Consider the following 18,368-nt stretch of genomic DNA (forward strand, 5'->3'; position numbering starts at 1 on the left):
GAGCGGCTCATGCAGATCAGGAACGAGTAGGCACGACACCGCTGCAACACGGATATAACGGTATATCGCCCCCGCAAATCGCGCCAAGACGGGTTCGTTCTTGCACGATAGGAAACGCTTATGAAACGCAATTGCCGGAGGAGGCGGCGCTCAGATACGCCGAGGTCGACTCTCGACGATCAGTCATAGGCAGCGAAAGCAGACATTGGTTAACATCGCTCATTGCCCCTGGGATTTCACACCGATGCCCTCTTCCATCCGCAACTCGCTCGTCTGGATCTTCGACGCATTCGAGCGCGACGCCACCTATATTCGCAAACGGATGTTCGGCAGCGATGCCGCCTATATCGACGGCCTGCTATGTCTGATTGCCGCCGATCGCGACAAGCCGTGGAATGGCTTGCTGGTGTGCACCTCGCACGAACGCCACGCCGCGCTCATTGAAGAAGTACCCGCTTTGCGGCCGCATCCGGTGCTTGGAAAATGGCTTTATGTGCCGCAAGACGATCCGGCTTTTGAAACCACCGTCGAAACCATGACGGCGCTCGTGCTCGCACGCGACCCGCGCGTAGGTGTCGAACCGAAGCCGCGCAAACGGAGCGGCAAATCCACGTTGCCGAAGACATAAAGCATCGCTGCCGGCCGCCTCATCACATGACGTCCGCAAGCTAACTCGCTAACGCTGCAGTACGTTATCCCCGTTCAGAGGCTTATCTGAACCCGGCACGTTCAACGCGCAGCACGAAGCTCAGACGGCTCGAGATAGAAATCCCTGTTCCCCGCGAGGCGCTCGACCATAAAGTCGATGAACGTCCTCACGCGCAGCGGTTGCTCGGTTCGATGGCGATAGTAGACGTAGATGGCCTCACGCTGCGTGACATGCCTGACGAGCAGCGGAACAAGTTCGCCACGTTTGATGGGCAGGGTCGCCGAAAAGCTGCCGAGTTGACCGATTGCGAGTCCCGCCAGCACGGCTTGGGTCTCCGCGTCCGTGTCATTGACGCATAAGCTAGCTGCGACGTCGCGATAGGCGATCTCGTCACCGATCAGAAATTCCCACGGAGCCTGCTTGCCGGTATTCGCCCGTCGATAGCCGGTGCAACGGTGCCCGTCGAGCTCGTCGATGGTCCGCGGCGCGCCATAACGCTCGAGATAGGCAGGCGAGGCACAGACAATCAGTTGGATCGGCAACAGCCGTCTCGCGATCGTGCCGCCCGACGGCGGCGAACCACCGCGAAAGCCAACATCGGCGCGATCGCTGACGAGGTCGGTGAAGTGATCGTCGAACTGCACGTCCAGTTGCACATTCGGGTGCAATTCGGCGAATTCCAGGAAATATGGCCATAGCACGGTGCGCCAGAATGCACTTGGTGCACTCACCCGCAACGGGCCCGCAATCGCCTCTTTCGATCGCCGCGCGTCGTCGAGTGCCGACGACAGTATCGCCAACGCAGGTCTCACGTTGTCCAGAAGCCCCTGCCCCTCCTCGGTCAAACTCAACTTGCGTGTGGTTCGGTGGAAAAGCCGAACCCCCAGCTCCTTTTCCAGTTGCATGACCGCGTGGCTCGCGGCCTGCGGCGAGATGCCCTGATCCACGGCGGCCTTGCGCAGGCTTCCCAGCGCCGCGGCCCGGACGAATATCGTGATCGCGCGTACTTCGTTCATGGCCGCCCGAATTAGCAAATAAAAGTTGATTATCAGTCTACCAATCAGCCTCTAGTTTATGCCAATCGACACTCCTATTATTCGTTCACTTTCACCCGAACCGTAGGAGAAACATCATGGCTAACAACACGAACAACGGCTTCAAGCGCGTCTGGTTCATCACCGGCGCAACGCGCGGCCTCGGCGCGCTGATCGCCCAGGCAGCCCTGGCTGACGGCAACGCGGTCGTTGCTACCGGCCGCAATGTCGCAGCGATCGCCGAGCGCTTCGGTCACTCGCCGGCACTCCTTCCCGTCGCGCTGGACGTGACCGACGAAGCCCAGGCGAAGGCCGCGGTTCAAGCCGCAGTTGAACGATTCGGCCGGATCGACGTTCTGGTCAATAACGCGGGCTTCGGTTTGCTTGGCGCCATCGAGGAGTCAAGCGATGCCGATGTGCGCCGCATGTACGACACGAACGTATTCGGCTTGCTGAATATCACGCGCGCCGTTCTGCCGGTGATGCGCGCCCAGCGGGCCGGTCACATCATCAATATGTCGTCGATCGGCGGCTATCGGTCAGCCGCCGGGTTCGGCGCCTATTGTTCGACCAAGTTCGCAGTTGAAGGCTTGACCGAGGCATTGCACGCCGAGCTGAAGCCGCTCGGCATTCACGCAACGGTCGTGGAGCCTGGATACTTCCGTACGGACTTTCTCGACGCGTCATCGCTTGTTGTTGCTGGGAACGTGATTGCCGACTATGACGAGACGTCAGGAGCTGTTCGCCGGCTCGCTACCGGCATGAACCACAACCAGCCGGGCAACCCGGAGAAACTCGCGGCCGCCATGGTCGATCTGGTCGACGCACCAACGCCTCCGCTGCGGCTGCCGCTTGGCACCGACACGCTGAAGGCGATCGCTGAGAAGAATGCCTATGTCACGCAGGAAACCGAAACCTGGAAGGCGTTGTCGGCATCGACTGATTTTTCTGAATAAATGCTGACACTATCCGCTTCCCATTTGCGTTGCGTAATGGGAAGCGGATAGGCCGATACGCAATGGGGGTTTGCACCGAAGTCGCCGCCACTAATCCTTCATCATGCGTTGTTACGGTAACCGGGTTGTACGTGCTAGTCCGTCTGAAAAGAACTTCCACCTCCCCACCCGGAACCTACAGATGAAAACGACTCCCGTCTGCAACGCGACACGCCGCCTGTCATTTCCCCGACCAGCCTCCACGGTAGCACTGGTGCTCTGCGCCGCCGCCCTCAACGCACATGCCGAACAGTCCGATTTCCGCGGTGAAAGTCGCTTTGAACCAGGCTTACTGGTTGTAAGTCGAAGCGTGTACGACAACCAGTCAAGCAACGTTCAGGTTGGCGCGGTCCTGCCGCCGAATTGCGGAGCCACTCAGGGCGGCTGTAGCGCGGCCACTGGCGCGCCGAGCGACGGCACCTATCCGTACGTGTGGAACAACGACGGCTATGACGGCAGCTTCGGCATCACGTCGCGGATCTTTCTCGATCAGCTCACGCCGTCCGGCGAGTGGGTCAGCTCGCTCGAAGTGCCCAACAGTTTGCAGAAAACGCCGCGACGTGACCAACTCGTCACCAGCTTCAGCTCCAAATCTGAACTCGGCCTGCACCTTTCGCTCGACGGCCAGTACCTGACCTTTATGGGGTATGTGGCGCCGGTGAATACGCTGGACGTCTCCAATTCGAACGCGCCAGGCGTCGTCGATCCCACTAATCCGGTGGGGCAGAATTACTATCGGGCAGTCGCACGCGTCGACCGTGATGGGCACTTCCGCATCACCGAGACGAATGCATATAGCGGCAACAACGGCCGTTCGGCGATTCTGAATAACCGCGATGGCGAAGATTTTTTCTACACAGCGGGCAACGCGGGTAACGGTGCCAATCCGCAACCGGCCGGCGTGATCCTCGGCGCCGGCGCACAATTCATCGACGCGACGAAGAAGCATGAGGCGCAGCAGGATCCAGGCGCGCCGACGCCGGTCGCCAGCTTCTCGGTCACTGAACTTGGCAAGCCGGCGGACAAGATCGGCAAGGACGACAACTTCCGGGGCATGACCGTATTCAACAATGTCCTCTACTTTACGAAGGGCAGCGGCAGCAACGGCGTAAACACGGTGTACTTTGTGGATACCACTGGAAACGCCTGCCCGTCTGGCACGGGTGTGCCGGCCGCCAATGCGGCATTGCCCAGCAAGGCGCTTGCTTACGACGCCGCGACGGTCCAAACCAACGGACTGCCAAGCAATATGTGCGTGCTGGCCGGCTTTCCGTCGACACCCAACAAGACCGCGACTACGCTCTCCTTTCCGTTTGGCCTCTGGTTCGCCAACGCGACGACGCTCTATGTCGCGGACGAGGGCGATGGTTACACGGGTGGCCCCGATCTTTACACGCATGCGGCCGCGCAGACTGGCGCGGGTCTGCAGAAGTGGGTGTATAACGCCGGTGCGAAAAAGTGGACGCTCGCCTACACCCTGCAGGCGGGTCTGAACCTGGGCCAGCAATACACGGTCTCCGGATATCCGACCGGCTCCAATACGGCGACTGGACTGCCGTGGGCACCGGCGGCGGATGGGCTGCGCAACCTGACTGGCCGCGTCGAAAATGACGGCACAGTCACGCTCTGGGCAATGACGTCGACCATCAGCGGCAACGGCGATGTGGGCGCCGATCCGAACAAGCTGGTAGCCATTCGCGACCTGCTCGCGAATACGACTGTGTCCGGCGCCGCTCGCGAGAAATTTGTCGCCTTGCGAGGCGCGGGCTTTGGTGAGGTATTGCGCGGCGTTTCGTTCACGCCGGGTACTGATCAGGACCACCGTTTCTGACGCACTGACAACAGGGTGAGGCCACGCCGCGGCGCATTCAACCGTGCGTGGCTCACCCGGTTTGCACGACCCGTCAACGCATCAGGCAGCGTGGCCCTTACTCCCCTGTTCGCTGTCGAGATGCGCCATTTGCGCCGCTGCATAACGTTCACCTGCGGCAGCTCCGCGCGGCACTGCCTGCGCGATCGCGGCCAGATCCTCCGCGCTGAGCGTCACATCAACCGCACCGAGTGCTTCGGCAAGACGATCGCGCCGACGTGCGCCCACGAGCGGCACGATATCGCTGCCTTGAGCCGCGACCCACGCAATCGCAATCTGCGCAACCGAAACGCTTTTTGCATCGGCCACCTTGCGCAGCGCATCCACCAGCGCGAGGTTGTGATCGACGTTGTCGCCCTGAAAGCGCGGACTCATGGCGCGAAAATCGCCTTTCCCCGCGGATTCCTTGCTCCAGTGGCCGCTGATCAAACCGCGGGATAACACGCCGTACGCCGTCACGCCGATCCCGAGTTCGCGGCACGTCGGCAGGATCTCGTCTTCAATGCCACGTGAAATCAGCGAGTACTCGATCTGCAGGTCACTCACCGGGTGCACCGCCGCCGCACGGCGAATGGTCGTCGCGCCCACTTCGGACAAGCCGACGTGCCGCACATAGCCGGCTTTGATCATGTCGGCGATCGCCCCGACCGTGTCTTCGACAGGTACGTCGGGATCGAGCCGCGCAGGGCGGTAGATGTCGATATGATCGACGCCCAGCCGCTGCAGCGAGTAGGCAAGAAAGTTTTTGACCGCCGCGGGACGCGCATCGTAGAGCGACCAGCCACCAGCGGGGTCGCGCATGGCCCCGAATTTCACGCTGATGATCGCCGAGTCGCGGCGTGACGGCGGCGCGCTTTTCAGGGCCTCGCCGATCAGGATTTCGTTGTGGCCGGAGCCGTAGAAATCGCCGGTATCGAGCAGCGTGATGCCGGCTTCGAGCGCGGCGTGGATCGTTGCGATGCTTTCAGCGCGATCGGACGGACCGTACATGCCCGACATCCCCATGCAGCCAAGACCGATGGCGGAGCTTTGCGGACCCGTCTTACCCAGTTGAAGTTGCTTCATGATGTTCCTCGGTAGGTGCGCCGCAAGCAAGGCGCTTGCGCTGAAGTATCGGTCGATTTCCAGCGTGCGATAATCCATCTCAATCCGGATGACCCGTGCGGAAAAGCGAACAATGCAGGAACCCGACCTGTCCGATTTGAAAGCATTTGTCGCCGTCACCCGGGCACGCGGGTTCCGCCATGCCGCACTGACGGGCGGCGTGTCAGCCTCATCGCTTAGCGAAGCGGTTCGAAGGCTCGAACAGCAGCTCGGCGTCAGGCTGCTCAACCGCACGACGCGCAGCGTCACGCCAACGGAAGCCGGGCAGCGTCTTTTTGAACGGCTCGCGCCGGCCTTCGGGGAAATCTCAATCGCGCTGGATGCGGTGAACCTCTTTCGCGAGAGTCCCACTGGAACACTGAGATTAAACGTTCCGTCGATCGCGGCAAGAGAAATTCTGCCTGCCCTTCTATCCCGCTTCCTCGCCGCTCATCCGGGTATCACCGTGGACGTCGGCACCAACGACACGTTCATCGATATCCTCGCGGCGGGCTTCGATGCCGGCATCCGCTACGACGAACGCCTCGAGCGCGACATGATCGCCGTGCCGATCGGCCCGCGCGTTCAACATTTCGTCGCGGCGGCCGCGCCGTCCTACCTCGCGGCCCGCGGCATACCGCAACATCCGGGCGAACTGTTGAACCACGCGTGTATCGGACACCGCTTCGACAGCGGCGTGCTCGCGACATGGGAATTCAAGCGAGGCGACGACGTCGTGCGGATCGAGCCAAACGGACCGATGATCGCCTCCGTGATCGAACTGGAACGAGGCGCGGCCATCGCGGGACTGGGAATCGTCTATTCGTTCGATGAATTTCTGCGGCCGGCAATAGAGCAAGGCGCGCTCGTACCTGTGCTCGGCGAGTGGTGTCAAACCTTCACTGGACCGTTTCTGTACTACCCGAGCCGGACGCATATGCCGGCTCCGCTCAGGGCGTTCGTCGACTTTATTCTTGCCGCTGAAGAGTCAGGTAGTCATCCGTAGGCAGGGACGCCACGGTCAACCGGTATGGGTTACGGCGCGGACCGATATCACGCGATCCACGCCGCGCCGTGCAACGACGGCGCGCTCAGGCCGCTGCGACAACATCGATGCGCAACGCTTCCCCACCGGCCACAATCGCGAGCAGATGGTCGACGTTCGGGTGTGCACCCGGACGGTTGCGCGCATCGGCCGTATGCTCGGCGAACACCGCGAGGCCGTGTTCGGCTGCCTTGGCGTCCAGCGTGCCGAAGGCCTGCTGCAGATAGTTGTACACCGCGAGCGAACCCTGTTTGCCCGGCTTGTTCTCGATGCTGGCCACCACGGCGCCCTTGCCGTCGAGCAGTTCGATACGTTCGATACCGTCGATGGCCGGCAGTTGGGCGAGGTTGTCCTTGAACACGTTGCTCGGTTGAATCACTGAAAGCACTCCTTCTATTCGGAAAATTGCGGCGAGCCGTATCTTATCCGATAGGGTGTTTTGCATCGCGCTGAACGGCGAGGCTTCGTTCAGTCTGCTGCGGAAGCTTCGGTTTTTCCGAATCTTCGCTCCCGGATTAGCAGATTTATCCGTTCCCCAACCTGACGCAGACTGAGGCTCATCACCACTGCGGACATTGTCCGCGCCAGGAGCCCAAACATGCGAACCTATCCGCGCAACAGTCCTCAAGCCGCCGCACGTATCGTCGCGCTGGCACTCACTTCCGACGGACACGTCAGCAGCTCGGAAGAGCTCGCCCTCGAAAACCTGGATATAGCGGGCCGACTTGGCCTCGCACCAGAGCAATTCGCGCAGATCGTGCAAACGCTGTGCGAGGACCAGTCGGTCGCGAACACGCCGTTCGCGCCGCCGGTCGGCCAGCTCGGCGCTGCCCTGCTCACCACGTTGTTAGATGAGATCGACGACCCCGCGCTGCGGCGCAAGGTGATGCGCCTGTGTATCGCCGTCGCGATCGTGGACAACTATCTGGCGGATGGCGAAATTGCCTTGCTCGCTGCTGTGTTCAACGCGTGGGGGCCTAAGCCGATCCAGGGAGCAAGCCGGCACATCCCGTTGCCAGACGCGCCGTACACTCACGCACGCCCGGCAGCGACCACCTGAGAAGCGAGCGCATGATGTTGCCCGCGCCGCGAGCGGATTGCGTGGATTTCTTCGACCACGCCTTCCGCTCGACCGAGCCAGCGCAGTCCGCGCAGCAGCGCCACATCCCCCGCGCCCAGTTCCGCGAGCGGAAACACGCCGAGGCCACGCGCGGCGAACACCGCCATCAACGCGCTGTCTTCGAATTCCCCGACGATCCGCGGCCGGATCCCTTCGGTTTCGAACCACCGGTCGAGCCGCGCGCGCAACGCGCCGTGCCCGGTGGGCAGGAGCACAGGCAGCCCGGCCAGGCATTGCGGAAAGCCGGTACGGGCGGACTTGCGGATGATCTCCGCTGGGCCATACCAGTCGACGGGCGAACCGACGAGGCGCTGGCTCACGACGCGCAGGTCCGCATTGTGCGGCGCAGGCTGGCACGCCAGCACGAGATCGAGCCGATGGAGCGCGAGCTCCGACAGCAACTGCGCATGTTCGCCCTCGTGGCAGAGCAGCCTGAGCGACGGCGTGTCGAGCACCGGCGCGAGCAGCGCGTGCGCGGCGAGCTTTGAGATGCCGTCGGAAAGACCCACTGCAAGCCGGGCAACACGTTCACCACCCGCCTCGCGCATCTCGTCGAGCAGCGCCTCGCCGATCTGAAAAATCTGTTCCGCGCGATTAAAGGCCGTCTCGCCGGCTTCAGTCATCGTGACGCCGCGCCCCGCCGGTTTCAGCAATTGGCGCCCGATCGATTTTTCCAGTTCGCGCACCTGCGCGCTGATCGTCTGAACCGCCATGTCGAGACGCTCGGCCGCACGCGCGAAGCCGCCCTCCTTCACGACGATCCAGAAATAGTAGAGATGGCGATAGTTGAGCATGTTGGCGATACTTCGAAAAAATCGATATATCGCTCAGATTATCACTGATTTATCCGAACCATGAAGGCAGCGATGATGACGGCATACCGACGTTGCCTGTCACCCTTTGCTTACGGACCCCATGGACTCTTTACTCATACTCGCTGCCGATCCCGCCGCATGGGCTGCGCTTCTCACGCTGGTCGTGATGGAAATCGTGCTCGGCATCGACAATCTGATCTTCATCTCGATCCTCAGCAACAAGCTGCCGGAAGCACAGCGCGCTCGCGTTCAGCGCATGGGCATCATGCTTGCGCTCGTGCTCCGGCTCGCCCTGCTCGGCACCGTCGCGTGGATTGCGCAACTGACCGCGCCCGCCGTGACGCTGTTCGGCCACGCGTTTTCATGGCGCGATCTGATCCTGCTCGGCGGCGGCCTGTTCCTCGTCTGGAAGGCGACAAGCGAAATTCGCCATCACGTCGTCCACGCGGAAGAAGTACGCGACAAGGCGAGCACAACCGTGCAGTTGACCGCCATGGCTGCGATTGGACAGATCCTCGTGCTCGATATCGTGTTTTCAGTCGACAGCATCATCACTGCAGTCGGCATGACCGAGCACATGCCGATCATGTTCGTTGCCGTGATTGCAGCGGTCACCGTGATGCTATTCGCCGCCAACCCGCTGTCGCGCTTTATCGATCGCAATCCGACCATCGTCATGCTCGCGCTCGGTTTCCTGCTCGTGATCGGCATGACGTTAATCGCAGAAGGTTTTGGTTCACACGTGCCGAAGGCTTACATCTACGCGGCTATGGCGTTCTCCGCGTTTGTCGAGGCACTCAACATGCTCGTGCGCCGGGCGAATTCGAAGCGGATGGTTAGCGCGGAGCAATGAGCGCGCGATGAATTTTTATACCCTTGAGGAGCAACGAAATGAAATGTCCCGTTTGCAAGACCACTGACTTGCTGATGACCGAGCGACGCTCGATCGAAATCGACTACTGCCCGGTCTGCCGGGGCATCTGGCTTGATCGCGGGGAACTCGACAAGCTGATTGCGCAGGACGCCGGGAGCGATGACGCGCAGACTAACGCTACCGCACGCACGAGTCGGGACAGCCATTCGGATCGAGATCGGGAACGGCATCGCGACCATGCGTACGACAACAACCGCACGTATGACAATCACCGGACGGATTATCGGGGACACAAGAAGAAACGCTCGCTTTTCGACATGTTCGATTTCGATTGACGGTGTCCGCGAGTAGAAGAACCAGGCAGCAGTTATCAGATCAAAAGCGCGCGCTGTTGTCAGCCGCGCCTTTTCATTTTCCCCTCTGACGTTGCCTCAGCCAGCGTCAAACCCTTCATACAAATAACAACGCGCCGCGTGTCATCGACAGAGCGAAGTGGCGCGTTAAGCCGTTAACGGTTTGAGCGCGGCTTAGGCACGATCCACACGCGCTGAATCCCCTGCGCCCGCCGCCATGATGTTCCCCCAAATTGTTTTCCTGCCTGTCTATCGTTCAGATGCCACTTTCTATCGTTTCGATTACAAAGACCGGCGCGCTTGCTGCGCTGACGTATTGCACGCTAACCATGGCGATGCCGGCGCAGGCAGCCGACAACGTGATCGTGCTCGACTCCGGCGAAGCCAAACTGACGCTGATCGATCCCGCCACGCATAAGGTGATCGGCACGGAGCCGACCGGTAAGGAACCGCACCATCTGATGATCACGCCCGACGGCCACTCGCTTATCGTCGCGGATTCGATCTCGAACGATCTGATGTTTCTCGATCCACACAGCGGCCGTGTGCAGCGCAAGGTCGACGATATCGAAGATCCCTATCAGCTCGGTTTCTCGCCCGATCACAAATGGTTCGTGACGGCAGGTCTGCGGCTGGATCGCGTCGACGTGTATCACTACGACGGCCAGAACATGACGCTCGCCAAACGCGTCCCGCTCTCGAAGACGCCGAGTCACATGACGTTCTCGTCCGACAGCAAGACCGTGTTCGTCACACTGCAAGACACCGGCGAAGTGGCCGCGATCGATCTGGCGACGCAGACGGTGCTCTGGAAACTGCATGTGGGCAATACACCCGCCGGCCTCTGGATGACGCCGGGCGACCGCTATCTGTTGATCGGTATGACGGGCGAAGACGATGTGGCCGTGGTCGACTGGCACAAACAGCAAGTTGTGAAAAGAATCCAGACAGGGCGCGGCGCGCACAACTTCCGCAATCTCGACGACGGCCAGCACATAGCGCTCACGAACCGTGTGGAAAGCACGATCAGCATTCTCGATTACAACACGCTGACGAAGACCGCCGACATCACAGGGCTCATGCCCGGCCCTGACGACATGGAACTGTCGGCGGATCACCGCTACCTGTGGGTCACATTCCGTTTTTCGCGGCATGTCGGCATCATTGATCTGACAACGCATAAACTTATCGACACGATCGCGGTCGGACGTTCACCGCATGGTTTGTATTTCGCCAACCGTGCGCCCGTGTATGCGCCCAATCCAGACTGAACAGGCTTTCGTTTTGATGACAGCACCCGCAATTTCAAGAGGTTTTTGATGATTCACGAAATCCTCGCCCTACTCGACAACGGCATCTCGACGCTGCAGACACTCCTGTACGTCGACGTGGTGCAGCCGTTTTTCTATCGCTTCGGCCTGATGGGATACGACGAGGACACTTACGATGCACTCTATTGGGTCATCGTCGGCGTGCTGGAAATCCTGGTCACGTATATCGCCTTGCGGCCGCTGGAAGCGCTGCGGCCCGTCGAGGCGTGGTCCGATCGAAAAGCGCTGCGCGCCGATGTGATCTACACGTGGATCGCCAAGCTCGGCATCATCAATATCGCGTTCTTCTTCATGCTGCAGCCGGTGTTCAATCACTGGCAGAGTCTGATGGCGATCTACAACGTGCCGAACATCGACATCGACGGACTGTGGCCGGGCGTCACCGATCAGCCGGTCGTGTCGTTCCTCATCTACCTGATCGTGCTCGATTTCTTCGGGTACTGGTATCACCGCTGGCAGCATCGCTTCGGCGTGTGGTGGGAACTGCACGCGGTGCACCACAGCCAGCAGCAGATGTCGTTGTGGGCCGACGATCGCAATCACTTTCTCGACGACATCATTCAGGCCGCGTTCTTCGCCGCGATTTCGCTGTTCATCGGTGTGCAGCCGACGCAGTTCGTCGTGCTGGTTGCGGTCGGCAACTTCATGCAGAGCGTGCAGCACGTGAACGCGCGCCTGCCGTATGGATGGCTGCTCGAACGCGTGATCGTGAGCCCGATTTTTCATCGGCGTCATCACGCAATTGGCTACGGCCATGAAGGCACGCGCTACGGCTGTAACTTCGGCGTGCTGTTTCCGTGGTGGGACATGATGTTCAGGACCGCGTCGTGGGACCGCACTGTTGAGCCGACCGGCATTCGTGACCAGTTGCCCGTGCCGCACGGCGCAGCGCGTTCCTATGGTGACGGGTTGATCGCACAGCAATGGCGCGCGTTTGGCCGTATCGCGATGCGTCTGCGGGGACAACGCAACTACGGCGGCGTGACGGACTGATTGTCATCGTCAAGGGGCGGGTGACTCATCCCAAGCCCACGGCTCGTGCGATCAGGAACACGCCTGCGCCGACGATACCGACCCCAATCACGCGCGCCGCCCGCTCACCACGCGGTGCAAGACGTTCAACGGTGATGGCCGCCGTCACAGCAGCCATCACACGCAAATCCATGCCCCCGGCAACGAGCAGGACCGTCGTCAGGCCGGCACAGCAGTAGCTGCAGTGGAGGCCGAGGCGTAGACCGTGGCGCCATGCCGTGGTGGCGTCGGCGGGCAATGCGGACGACATGAGGCAGCGCCTTGGTGTCTCGCGACAGCAGGCAAGGCGCCGGGTCTTCCACGCAGTGAACTGCAGCGCCCCGGCGATCAGCACAATCACACCGACTGCGAACGGAACGGCGCGCGCCAGCGCCGGCTGTTGCATCTCGAGCGCCGCCAGCGCGGCGCCGAGCGGAAATGCGGCTATGCCGAACGCGGTCCACACGAAGAAGTACCCCACGCCCACCATCACCGTCAGCCAGCCCAGGCCCGTTACGCTTGCCCCGCCGACGGCCTCGCGGTAGCGCCACAGCATGGGAACGAGAGATGGCAGCATCATCGCGACCATCATCACGATCCACATACCGAGGAACGACGCCGCGAGGCCTGGCCACTTCTGTCCGCACATCGGCATCCATGCCACCGACATCGTCCAGCCGCCGGGCATCGGCATCTCACCCATCGCCGACATGGACGCGGCGCCGGCGATTGTCACCGCCGTGCTGACGGTGAAGAGTAACGCCGAGACGCCGAAGAAAGCCCGCTGCGAAACTCGCGCTTCGATCGCACGTCCCGACATTTCGCAGCCCCCGGTTGCGCTAACGTGTTCCATCGCCCGGCTCAGCGCGTCGTCTCGTACTCGTCGTGACGCTTCCACCAGACGCCCGTCTCGTTGCGCCCCTTGGGCGCGCGGTCGAGCAACTGGTACATGCCCCAGATGCCGTCCACGCCGCGCGCATAGGTGGAATACGTGTGGTAGACGACGCCGTCCTCGAGTACGAACGCACTCAGGCCCGGCCTGTCGCGCGTGTACGTCGCCGCGTCAGTTCCGCAGGTGGCCGCGAACTGGGCGACGGGCTCCGGAACGACCTGCGTTTCGTCCATCGCGTGGCCGCCGCGCTCGTAGTTGTATTCGATGCTTCCTTCACGCTGCTGCGCCTCGGTGAACGCGATGTTGAAGTCGAAGTTGAAGTCGCTGCCAGCCGATGACGCCCAGGGGAACGTCCAGCCCATCCGGCGCTGGTACGTCTGCAGCTTCTCGAACGGCGCCCGCGACACCGCCGTCAGCGTGACGTCATGATTTGCCAGATGAACGACGACGCCGTCGAACCCATCGGCGATCGATGAGCACGACGGGCACCCCGCCTTGTAGTCGGGTCCGAACATGAAGTGGTACACGAGAAGCTGCGAGCGTCCTTTGAAGAGATCCGCCAATGACGCCCTTCCCGCAGCAGTTTCGAATGTGTATGCCTTGTCGATTCTCACCCAGGGCAGTGCCTGCCGTTGCTGCACCAGCGCGTCGCTCTGCCGCGTGAGCGCCTTCTCTGCCTTGAGCAGATCGAGCCGCGCCGCCAGCCACTGGTCACGCGTCCCGGTTGTATGTGTCGTGGTCATGATTCCCTCCTTGGGAGTCCTTCGTCGTTCGTTCAGTTGTCGAGACGACGAACTGGTTGGTGGTCGTGCTAGATTAGCCACGGGCACCCGAACGGTGGGAGTGACAAGTGTGGCGGGATTCGAATAGACCATGGACTCGCTAGTGACGGCCGCGGCACGTGCGCTCGCGGCGGGCGACCCGCTCGGCGCACTGAACCGGGTCGCCTTGCGCGACGACGCCCCTGCGCTCGCGCTGCGAGGCATCGCGATGGCGCAGCTCGGCGATCTCGTTCGGGCGAAAGCGTTGGTGCGAAGTGCGGCGCGCGCCTTCGGCCCGAAAGCGCCGGTGGCCCGCGCGCGGTGCGTAGTCGCCGAGGCTGAAATCGCGCTCGCCTCGCGCGATCTGGGCTGGCCCGCGAAGGCGCTCGACGCCGCGCGAGCGACGCTCGAAGCCCACGGTGACGGGCTGAACGCCGCGCATGCGCGGTATCTCGAAGTCCGGCGCCTCCTCCTGATCGGGCGCCTCGACGAGGCCGAGCGCCTGCTCGCCCACCTCGATCCCGCACCCTTCCCGCCCGCGCTGCGCGCCGCCCACGAGCTGGTCGTCGCGGGAATCGCGATGCGCCGCCTCCAGACGAAAACAGCGCGCGCTGCGCTAGCGAAAGCCGAGCAGGCCGCGCGTCACGCAGGTATCCCATCGCTGACGGCGGAGGTCGACAGCGCACGCCTACTGCTGGACACGCCCGCGGCTCGTCTGATCGCACACGGCGAAGAGCGTTTGCTCGTGCTCGAGGAGATTGAGGCGTTACTGGCGTCGAAGGCGCTCGTGGTGGACGCGTGCCGTTATGTCGTGCGTGAAGCAAACATCGTGGTCCCGCTAGCGAGGCGTCCGGTGTTGTTCGCGCTCGCACGCGCACTGGCCGAAGCGTGGCCCGAAGACGTATCGAGGGACACACTCATCGCGCGCGCATTCCGGACGAGGCATGCCGATGAATCGCATCGCGCACGGCTGCGCGTCGAAGTCGGGCGGCTTCGCGCGTTGCTTGGGCCGCTGGCCGGCGTGAGCGCGACGAAGCGCGGTTTTGCGCTGGTGCCGCACGGCGCGCGCGAGGTCGTCGTGCTCGCGCGGCCGGTCGAAGAACCGCATGCGATGGTGCTCGCCTTCCTCGCCGACGGTGAGTCGTGGTCGAGCTCGGCGCTCGCGATTGCACTGGATGCCAGTCAGCGCACCATGCAGCGGGCGCTCGATTCGCTGGCGGCAGCCGGCAAGGTGCAGTCGTTCGGCCGCGGGCGCGCGCGACGCTGGATGACGCCGCCCATGCCCGGATTCACGACGACTTTGTTACTCCCCGCTCCCCCTACCGAGTGATTAGGATGAAAACATGAACAAATCAGCCGCCAAAATCGTCCGTGAATATGGGCCCTTTCCGGGTGTCAGCCAGGTGGGGGGCGTCACCTATGACGGTCAGCATGTCTGGATTGCCGCCGGAGACAAGCTGAACGCCTTCGATCCGGTGAGCGGAGAAACGCTGCGCTCGTTCGACGTCGCAGCGCAGGCAGGCACGGCCTTCGACGGCCAGCACCTGTTTCAGATCGCCGACGACCTCATCCAGAAGATCGATCCGGATACCGGCCGCGTGCTCGCCACCATTCCCGCACCCGGCGGCGGGGGCAACTCGGGGCTCGCGTGGGCCGAAGGAATGCTCTGGGTGGGGCGGTATAAGGACCGGAAGATCCACCAGGTCGATCCCCAAACCGGGGCGATTCTGCGCACTATCCAGTCCAACCGCTTCGTCACCGGCGTCACCTGGAGCAACGGAGAGCTCTGGCACGGCACCTGGGAAGATGAAGCGAGCGAGTTGAGGCGAGTCGATCCTGGTACGGGAGAAGTGCTGGAGAGCCTGGAGATGCCGCCCGGCCTGATCGTGTCGGGGCTGGAAGCCGATGGCGGCGATCTGTTCTTCTGCGGCGGCGGAAACAGCGGGAAGGTGCGAGCCGTACGCCGGCCCGCACGAGACGCCGCGGTCCCCGTCGAGTCTGCGAGCGAGTAATTTACCGCCTGACGACGGATTTGATGCAACGCCCGGATCGACTCAACAAACAACAAACAACAAACGTCGTCGATCCAGGGCTCCCGCCAGCAGAAATTCGTCTGCCACGTCTAAACACCAACCAGCGCCGGCAGCTCCACCTCGTACGACAAGCGCTCGCGCCAACTGCTCATCTGCGGCTGACCTACCGCCTGGGTCACATGCGGCGCGCTTTCGACGCGCATCGATACGCACGCTGGATAGCGCGCTTTTTTCTTCTCGAGGATGGCCCGGCTCAGAAACCCGGCGCTATACGCTTTCAGCAAGTGCGCGTGATGTGCTTCGATGTACGCGGCAATCTGCGCCTCTTCATCGTCGATCATGGCTAGCAACGCCAGCGTGCGCGCATCCCAACGGAAGCGCAGGCCGAGTTCTTCGAAAGCGCTGTTATAGGCGCACAGTTGCGCCTCTACTTCCGCATCGTGCGCGCTGTCGCGGGCGTCGAACTGGGACGGGTTCATGGTCGTCTCCTTCAGGCAAATTGACATGACCAAGAATAGGAGCGCGTATAGATAAACAACAGTTAAAGTTACTTCGAAAGACTATAACGTTTTGTTTATATGCTCGTTCCCCTGCCGACGGCATCGACGAAGTCAGAATGCCCGGACATCTCATGACCCCGTTGTCAGAACAGGTATACCCATCCATTAGGTATGCCTAATGCAAACCATAAAATGTTTTAACTTTTACTTATCGCTGTTCGCGCGCAGCATCCTTCAGAAGCGCTCCACGCGAAACGCCTTTTACCCAGTTGTGGTGAGATCGACGGGCAAAGGTTTTCGTCAGTGCAATTCCCTCTGGCCGACCAATGGCGCTTGATTGCCAACAGACAAACCGGCGATGAAGCGATTCGATCACGTAGGTCCAACGCGCCGCTCGAGCGCGACGGAAGATACAGGAGACGAAGGACATGGGACATTCCAACGTATCCGGGACAGGCAGTACGCCGTTCCGGCAAAACCGCTGGGTCCAGCTAGCGATCGGCATCGTATGCATGGGGCTCGTCGCGAATTTGCAATATGCCTGGACGCTGTTCGTCGTTCCGATGGACAACGCCCACCACTGGGGCCAGGCAGCCATTCAGACCGCATTCACGGTCTTCATCGTCACTGAAACCTGGCTCGTGCCTATCGAAGGCTGGCTCGTCGACAAGTTCGGGCCGCGCCCGGTTGTGATCGGCGGCTCGGTGTGCGCGGCGCTCGGCTGGATCATCGACGCGCATGCGAGCAGTCTCGCCGAGCTATACATCGCAGCCGTGATCGCCGGTATCGGCGCGGGTTGCGTATATGGCACCTGCGTCGGCACGGCACTCAAATGGTTTCCGGACAAGCGCGGTCTCGCGGCCGGCTTGACTGCGGCAGGTTTCGGCGCCGGCGCGGCCATCACCGTGATTCCAATCGCCAACATGATCCAGCGCTCGGGTTACGAGCACACGTTCATGTTCTTCGGCATTTTCCAGGGCGTCTCTATTCTGCTGCTCGCCACCATGCTGGTACGGCCGAAACCTCCCGCATTCGCGGTCGCGGCCAAACGCGTGGTCGCAAGCAAGATCGACTACACGCCCGGCGAGATGATCCGTTCGCCGCTCTTCTGGGTGCTGTATCTGATGTTCGTGTTCGTCGCAGCCGGCGGCATTATCGCCACCGCACAGCTTGGGCCGATCGCGAAGGAATTCGGCTTTGCCAAGCTGCCGGTGAACCTGATGGGCATCACGCTGCCGCTGCTCACGATGACGCTGTCAATCGACAATTTCTGCAACGGTTTTACGCGTCCGTTGTGCGGGTTTCTGTCGGACCGCATCGGCCGCGAAAACACGATGTTCATGATCTTTCTCGGCGAGGGCGTCGCACTGCTGGGGCTCATGCAGTTCGGCCACAACCCGTACGCCTTCATGTTCTTCGCCGCCGCTGTGTTCCTGTGCTGGGGCGAGATCTTCTCGATCTTCCCGGCGACCTGCGCGGACACGTTCGGCAGCAAATACGCCGCGGCCAATGCCGGCACGCTTTATACCGCGAAGGGCACCGCCTCGATGCTGGTGCCGCTCGCATCGGTGCTGTCGGCCAGCGGCGGGTGGAGCACCGTGTTCATCTCGGCGGCGGTGGTGTCGATCGCGGCAGCCGTATCCGCGAAATTCATCCTCGCCCCCATGAGAAAACGCTGGATCGAAAACTCAGGCGCGCCGGCTGGCGTAGTGATCGCTGAAGCGCGCCTGCAGCCGTCGCCAGGCGGCTCACCTGAATGAACAACAACGTGAGCTCGCCACTCACGACGAATCCATAACGTCCCGCGACCAAGGAGCAGCATCATGGCAGAAGCCGACCGGCAAACAGTAGAAGAGACTTCGACACAACAAGCGGCCGAAACGACCGACGGATTCCATCTGGTCATCGACGCGCTGAAACTGAACGACATCCACACCATCTTTGGACTGGTCGGCATCCCGATCACCGACCTCGCGCGGCTCGCACAAGCGGAAGGGATGCG

Annotated in this window: 19 protein-coding genes and 1 pseudogene; 13 read left to right on the top strand and 7 right to left on the bottom strand. The window is 61.8% G+C overall.

What is annotated here, in order from left to right; genetic code table 11:
* Positions 1–244: 244 nt before the first annotated feature.
* Positions 245–628, top strand: coding sequence for a hypothetical protein (locus tag FSO04_RS09435; protein WP_154559415.1), 384 nt, complete (start codon positions 245–247; stop codon positions 626–628).
* Positions 629–729: 101 nt separating this feature from the next.
* Here FSO04_RS09435 and FSO04_RS09440 read toward each other — a convergent pair whose 3' ends face one another.
* A complete protein-coding gene (locus tag FSO04_RS09440; RefSeq protein WP_154559416.1) occupies positions 730–1,665 on the bottom strand; it encodes a LysR family transcriptional regulator in 936 nt (311 codons plus the stop codon).
* 116 nt (positions 1,666–1,781) lie between these two features.
* On the opposite strand from FSO04_RS09440, the gene FSO04_RS09445 reads away from it, so the two are divergent.
* Positions 1,782–2,639: an oxidoreductase gene (locus FSO04_RS09445; protein WP_154559417.1), complete on the top strand. Its 858-nt coding sequence runs from the start codon at positions 1,782–1,784 to the stop codon at positions 2,637–2,639.
* A 181-nt stretch (positions 2,640–2,820) separates the two neighbouring features.
* Positions 2,821–4,509 (top strand): hypothetical protein, encoded by a 1,689-nt coding sequence (locus tag FSO04_RS09450; RefSeq protein ID WP_154559418.1) that lies wholly within the window; start codon positions 2,821–2,823, stop codon positions 4,507–4,509.
* 81 nt (positions 4,510–4,590) lie between these two features.
* Here FSO04_RS09450 and FSO04_RS09455 read toward each other — a convergent pair whose 3' ends face one another.
* The gene (locus FSO04_RS09455) at positions 4,591–5,613 is read right to left on the bottom strand and encodes an aldo/keto reductase (protein ID WP_154559419.1); all 1,023 of its coding nucleotides are present in this window, start codon (positions 5,611–5,613) and stop codon (positions 4,591–4,593) included.
* Between the two features lie 112 nt (positions 5,614–5,725).
* Here FSO04_RS09455 and FSO04_RS09460 point away from each other — a divergent pair, with 112 nt between their 5' ends.
* Positions 5,726–6,637 (top strand): LysR substrate-binding domain-containing protein, encoded by a 912-nt coding sequence (locus FSO04_RS09460; RefSeq protein WP_154559420.1) that lies wholly within the window; start codon positions 5,726–5,728, stop codon positions 6,635–6,637.
* A gap of 85 nt (positions 6,638–6,722) precedes the next feature.
* On the opposite strand, the gene FSO04_RS09465 is transcribed toward FSO04_RS09460, so the two are convergent.
* Positions 6,723–7,055, bottom strand: a complete 333-nt coding sequence (locus tag FSO04_RS09465) for a DUF2322 family protein (protein ID WP_168435626.1) — start codon at positions 7,053–7,055, stop codon at positions 6,723–6,725.
* 219 nt (positions 7,056–7,274) lie between these two features.
* Between FSO04_RS09465 and FSO04_RS09470 the strand changes: the two genes are divergently transcribed.
* A complete protein-coding gene (locus tag FSO04_RS09470) occupies positions 7,275–7,736 on the top strand; it encodes a tellurite resistance TerB family protein (protein ID WP_154559422.1) in 462 nt (153 codons plus the stop codon).
* Here the strand turns inward: FSO04_RS09470 and FSO04_RS09475 are convergent.
* The gene (locus tag FSO04_RS09475) at positions 7,709–8,590 is read right to left on the bottom strand and encodes a LysR family transcriptional regulator (protein ID WP_154559423.1); all 882 of its coding nucleotides are present in this window, start codon (positions 8,588–8,590) and stop codon (positions 7,709–7,711) included. The genes FSO04_RS09470 and FSO04_RS09475 overlap by 28 nt on opposite strands.
* Before the next feature lie 121 nt (positions 8,591–8,711).
* Between FSO04_RS09475 and FSO04_RS09480 the strand changes: the two genes are divergently transcribed.
* From FSO04_RS09480 to FSO04_RS09495, 4 genes are all read left to right on the top strand, one after another.
* Entirely contained in the window at positions 8,712–9,464 is a 753-nt protein-coding gene (locus FSO04_RS09480; RefSeq protein WP_154559424.1) for a TerC family protein, read from the top strand.
* Positions 9,465–9,502: 38 nt separating this feature from the next.
* Positions 9,503–9,820, top strand: a complete 318-nt coding sequence (locus FSO04_RS09485) for a TFIIB-type zinc ribbon-containing protein (protein ID WP_154559425.1) — start codon at positions 9,503–9,505, stop codon at positions 9,818–9,820.
* Positions 9,821–10,098: 278 nt separating this feature from the next.
* Positions 10,099–11,109 carry a YVTN family beta-propeller repeat protein gene (locus tag FSO04_RS09490; protein WP_154559426.1) on the top strand — a complete coding sequence of 337 codons (1,011 nt, stop codon included), beginning with the start codon at positions 10,099–10,101 and terminating at the stop codon, positions 11,107–11,109.
* A gap of 48 nt (positions 11,110–11,157) precedes the next feature.
* Complete coding sequence (locus tag FSO04_RS09495; RefSeq protein WP_154559427.1) at positions 11,158–12,162, top strand: sterol desaturase family protein; 1,005 nt, start codon at positions 11,158–11,160, stop codon at positions 12,160–12,162.
* Positions 12,163–12,187: 25 nt separating this feature from the next.
* On the opposite strand, the gene FSO04_RS09500 is transcribed toward FSO04_RS09495, so the two are convergent.
* Together FSO04_RS09500 and FSO04_RS09505 are read right to left on the bottom strand one after the other, a co-directional pair.
* Positions 12,188–13,033: a DUF2182 domain-containing protein gene (locus tag FSO04_RS09500; protein WP_154559428.1), complete on the bottom strand. Its 846-nt coding sequence runs from the start codon at positions 13,031–13,033 to the stop codon at positions 12,188–12,190.
* Positions 13,034–13,041: 8 nt separating this feature from the next.
* Positions 13,042–13,815: a DUF899 domain-containing protein gene (locus FSO04_RS09505; RefSeq protein ID WP_154559429.1), complete on the bottom strand. Its 774-nt coding sequence runs from the start codon at positions 13,813–13,815 to the stop codon at positions 13,042–13,044.
* Between the two features lie 130 nt (positions 13,816–13,945).
* On the opposite strand from FSO04_RS09505, the gene FSO04_RS09510 reads away from it, so the two are divergent.
* Positions 13,946–15,163 carry a helix-turn-helix domain-containing protein gene (locus tag FSO04_RS09510; protein ID WP_154559430.1) on the top strand — a complete coding sequence of 406 codons (1,218 nt, stop codon included), beginning with the start codon at positions 13,946–13,948 and terminating at the stop codon, positions 15,161–15,163.
* 13 nt (positions 15,164–15,176) lie between these two features.
* Entirely contained in the window at positions 15,177–15,845 is a 669-nt protein-coding gene (locus FSO04_RS09515; protein WP_154559431.1) for a Vgb family protein, read from the top strand.
* Between the two features lie 110 nt (positions 15,846–15,955).
* On the opposite strand, the gene FSO04_RS09520 is transcribed toward FSO04_RS09515, so the two are convergent.
* Positions 15,956–16,345 carry a hypothetical protein gene (locus FSO04_RS09520; protein ID WP_154559432.1) on the bottom strand — a complete coding sequence of 130 codons (390 nt, stop codon included), beginning with the start codon at positions 16,343–16,345 and terminating at the stop codon, positions 15,956–15,958.
* Between the two features lie 449 nt (positions 16,346–16,794).
* Here FSO04_RS09520 and oxlT point away from each other — a divergent pair, with 449 nt between their 5' ends.
* Positions 16,795–18,126: an oxalate/formate MFS antiporter gene (oxlT, locus tag FSO04_RS09525; RefSeq protein ID WP_154559433.1), complete on the top strand. Its 1,332-nt coding sequence runs from the start codon at positions 16,795–16,797 to the stop codon at positions 18,124–18,126.
* A 63-nt stretch (positions 18,127–18,189) separates the two neighbouring features.
* A pseudogene (locus FSO04_RS47445) lies at positions 18,190–18,368 on the top strand (oxalyl-CoA decarboxylase); the annotation flags it as partial.

The organism is Paraburkholderia madseniana (assembly GCF_009690905.1).
Classification (GTDB): Bacteria; Pseudomonadota; Gammaproteobacteria; order Burkholderiales; family Burkholderiaceae; genus Paraburkholderia; species Paraburkholderia madseniana.

What these genes read in the sequence shown, in the direction of transcription:
- FSO04_RS09435 (WP_154559415.1), top strand. Translation starts at nt 245, where the DNA reads ATGCCCTCTTCCATCCGCAACTCGCTCGTCTGGATCTTCGACGCATTC.
- FSO04_RS09440 (WP_154559416.1), bottom strand. Translation starts at nt 1,665, where the DNA reads ATGAACGAAGTACGCGCGATCACGATATTCGTCCGGGCCGCGGCGCTG.
- FSO04_RS09445 (WP_154559417.1), top strand. Translation starts at nt 1,782, where the DNA reads ATGGCTAACAACACGAACAACGGCTTCAAGCGCGTCTGGTTCATCACC.
- FSO04_RS09450 (WP_154559418.1), top strand. Translation starts at nt 2,821, where the DNA reads ATGAAAACGACTCCCGTCTGCAACGCGACACGCCGCCTGTCATTTCCC.
- FSO04_RS09455 (WP_154559419.1), bottom strand. Translation starts at nt 5,613, where the DNA reads ATGAAGCAACTTCAACTGGGTAAGACGGGTCCGCAAAGCTCCGCCATC.
- FSO04_RS09460 (WP_154559420.1), top strand. Translation starts at nt 5,726, where the DNA reads ATGCAGGAACCCGACCTGTCCGATTTGAAAGCATTTGTCGCCGTCACC.
- FSO04_RS09470 (WP_154559422.1), top strand. Translation starts at nt 7,275, where the DNA reads ATGCGAACCTATCCGCGCAACAGTCCTCAAGCCGCCGCACGTATCGTC.
- FSO04_RS09475 (WP_154559423.1), bottom strand. Translation starts at nt 8,590, where the DNA reads ATGCTCAACTATCGCCATCTCTACTATTTCTGGATCGTCGTGAAGGAG.
- FSO04_RS09480 (WP_154559424.1), top strand. Translation starts at nt 8,712, where the DNA reads ATGGACTCTTTACTCATACTCGCTGCCGATCCCGCCGCATGGGCTGCG.
- FSO04_RS09485 (WP_154559425.1), top strand. Translation starts at nt 9,503, where the DNA reads ATGAAATGTCCCGTTTGCAAGACCACTGACTTGCTGATGACCGAGCGA.
- FSO04_RS09490 (WP_154559426.1), top strand. Translation starts at nt 10,099, where the DNA reads ATGCCACTTTCTATCGTTTCGATTACAAAGACCGGCGCGCTTGCTGCG.
- FSO04_RS09495 (WP_154559427.1), top strand. Translation starts at nt 11,158, where the DNA reads ATGATTCACGAAATCCTCGCCCTACTCGACAACGGCATCTCGACGCTG.
- FSO04_RS09500 (WP_154559428.1), bottom strand. Translation starts at nt 13,033, where the DNA reads ATGGAACACGTTAGCGCAACCGGGGGCTGCGAAATGTCGGGACGTGCG.
- FSO04_RS09505 (WP_154559429.1), bottom strand. Translation starts at nt 13,815, where the DNA reads ATGACCACGACACATACAACCGGGACGCGTGACCAGTGGCTGGCGGCG.
- FSO04_RS09510 (WP_154559430.1), top strand. Translation starts at nt 13,946, where the DNA reads ATGGACTCGCTAGTGACGGCCGCGGCACGTGCGCTCGCGGCGGGCGAC.
- FSO04_RS09515 (WP_154559431.1), top strand. Translation starts at nt 15,177, where the DNA reads ATGAACAAATCAGCCGCCAAAATCGTCCGTGAATATGGGCCCTTTCCG.
- FSO04_RS09520 (WP_154559432.1), bottom strand. Translation starts at nt 16,345, where the DNA reads ATGAACCCGTCCCAGTTCGACGCCCGCGACAGCGCGCACGATGCGGAA.
- oxlT (WP_154559433.1), top strand. Translation starts at nt 16,795, where the DNA reads ATGGGACATTCCAACGTATCCGGGACAGGCAGTACGCCGTTCCGGCAA.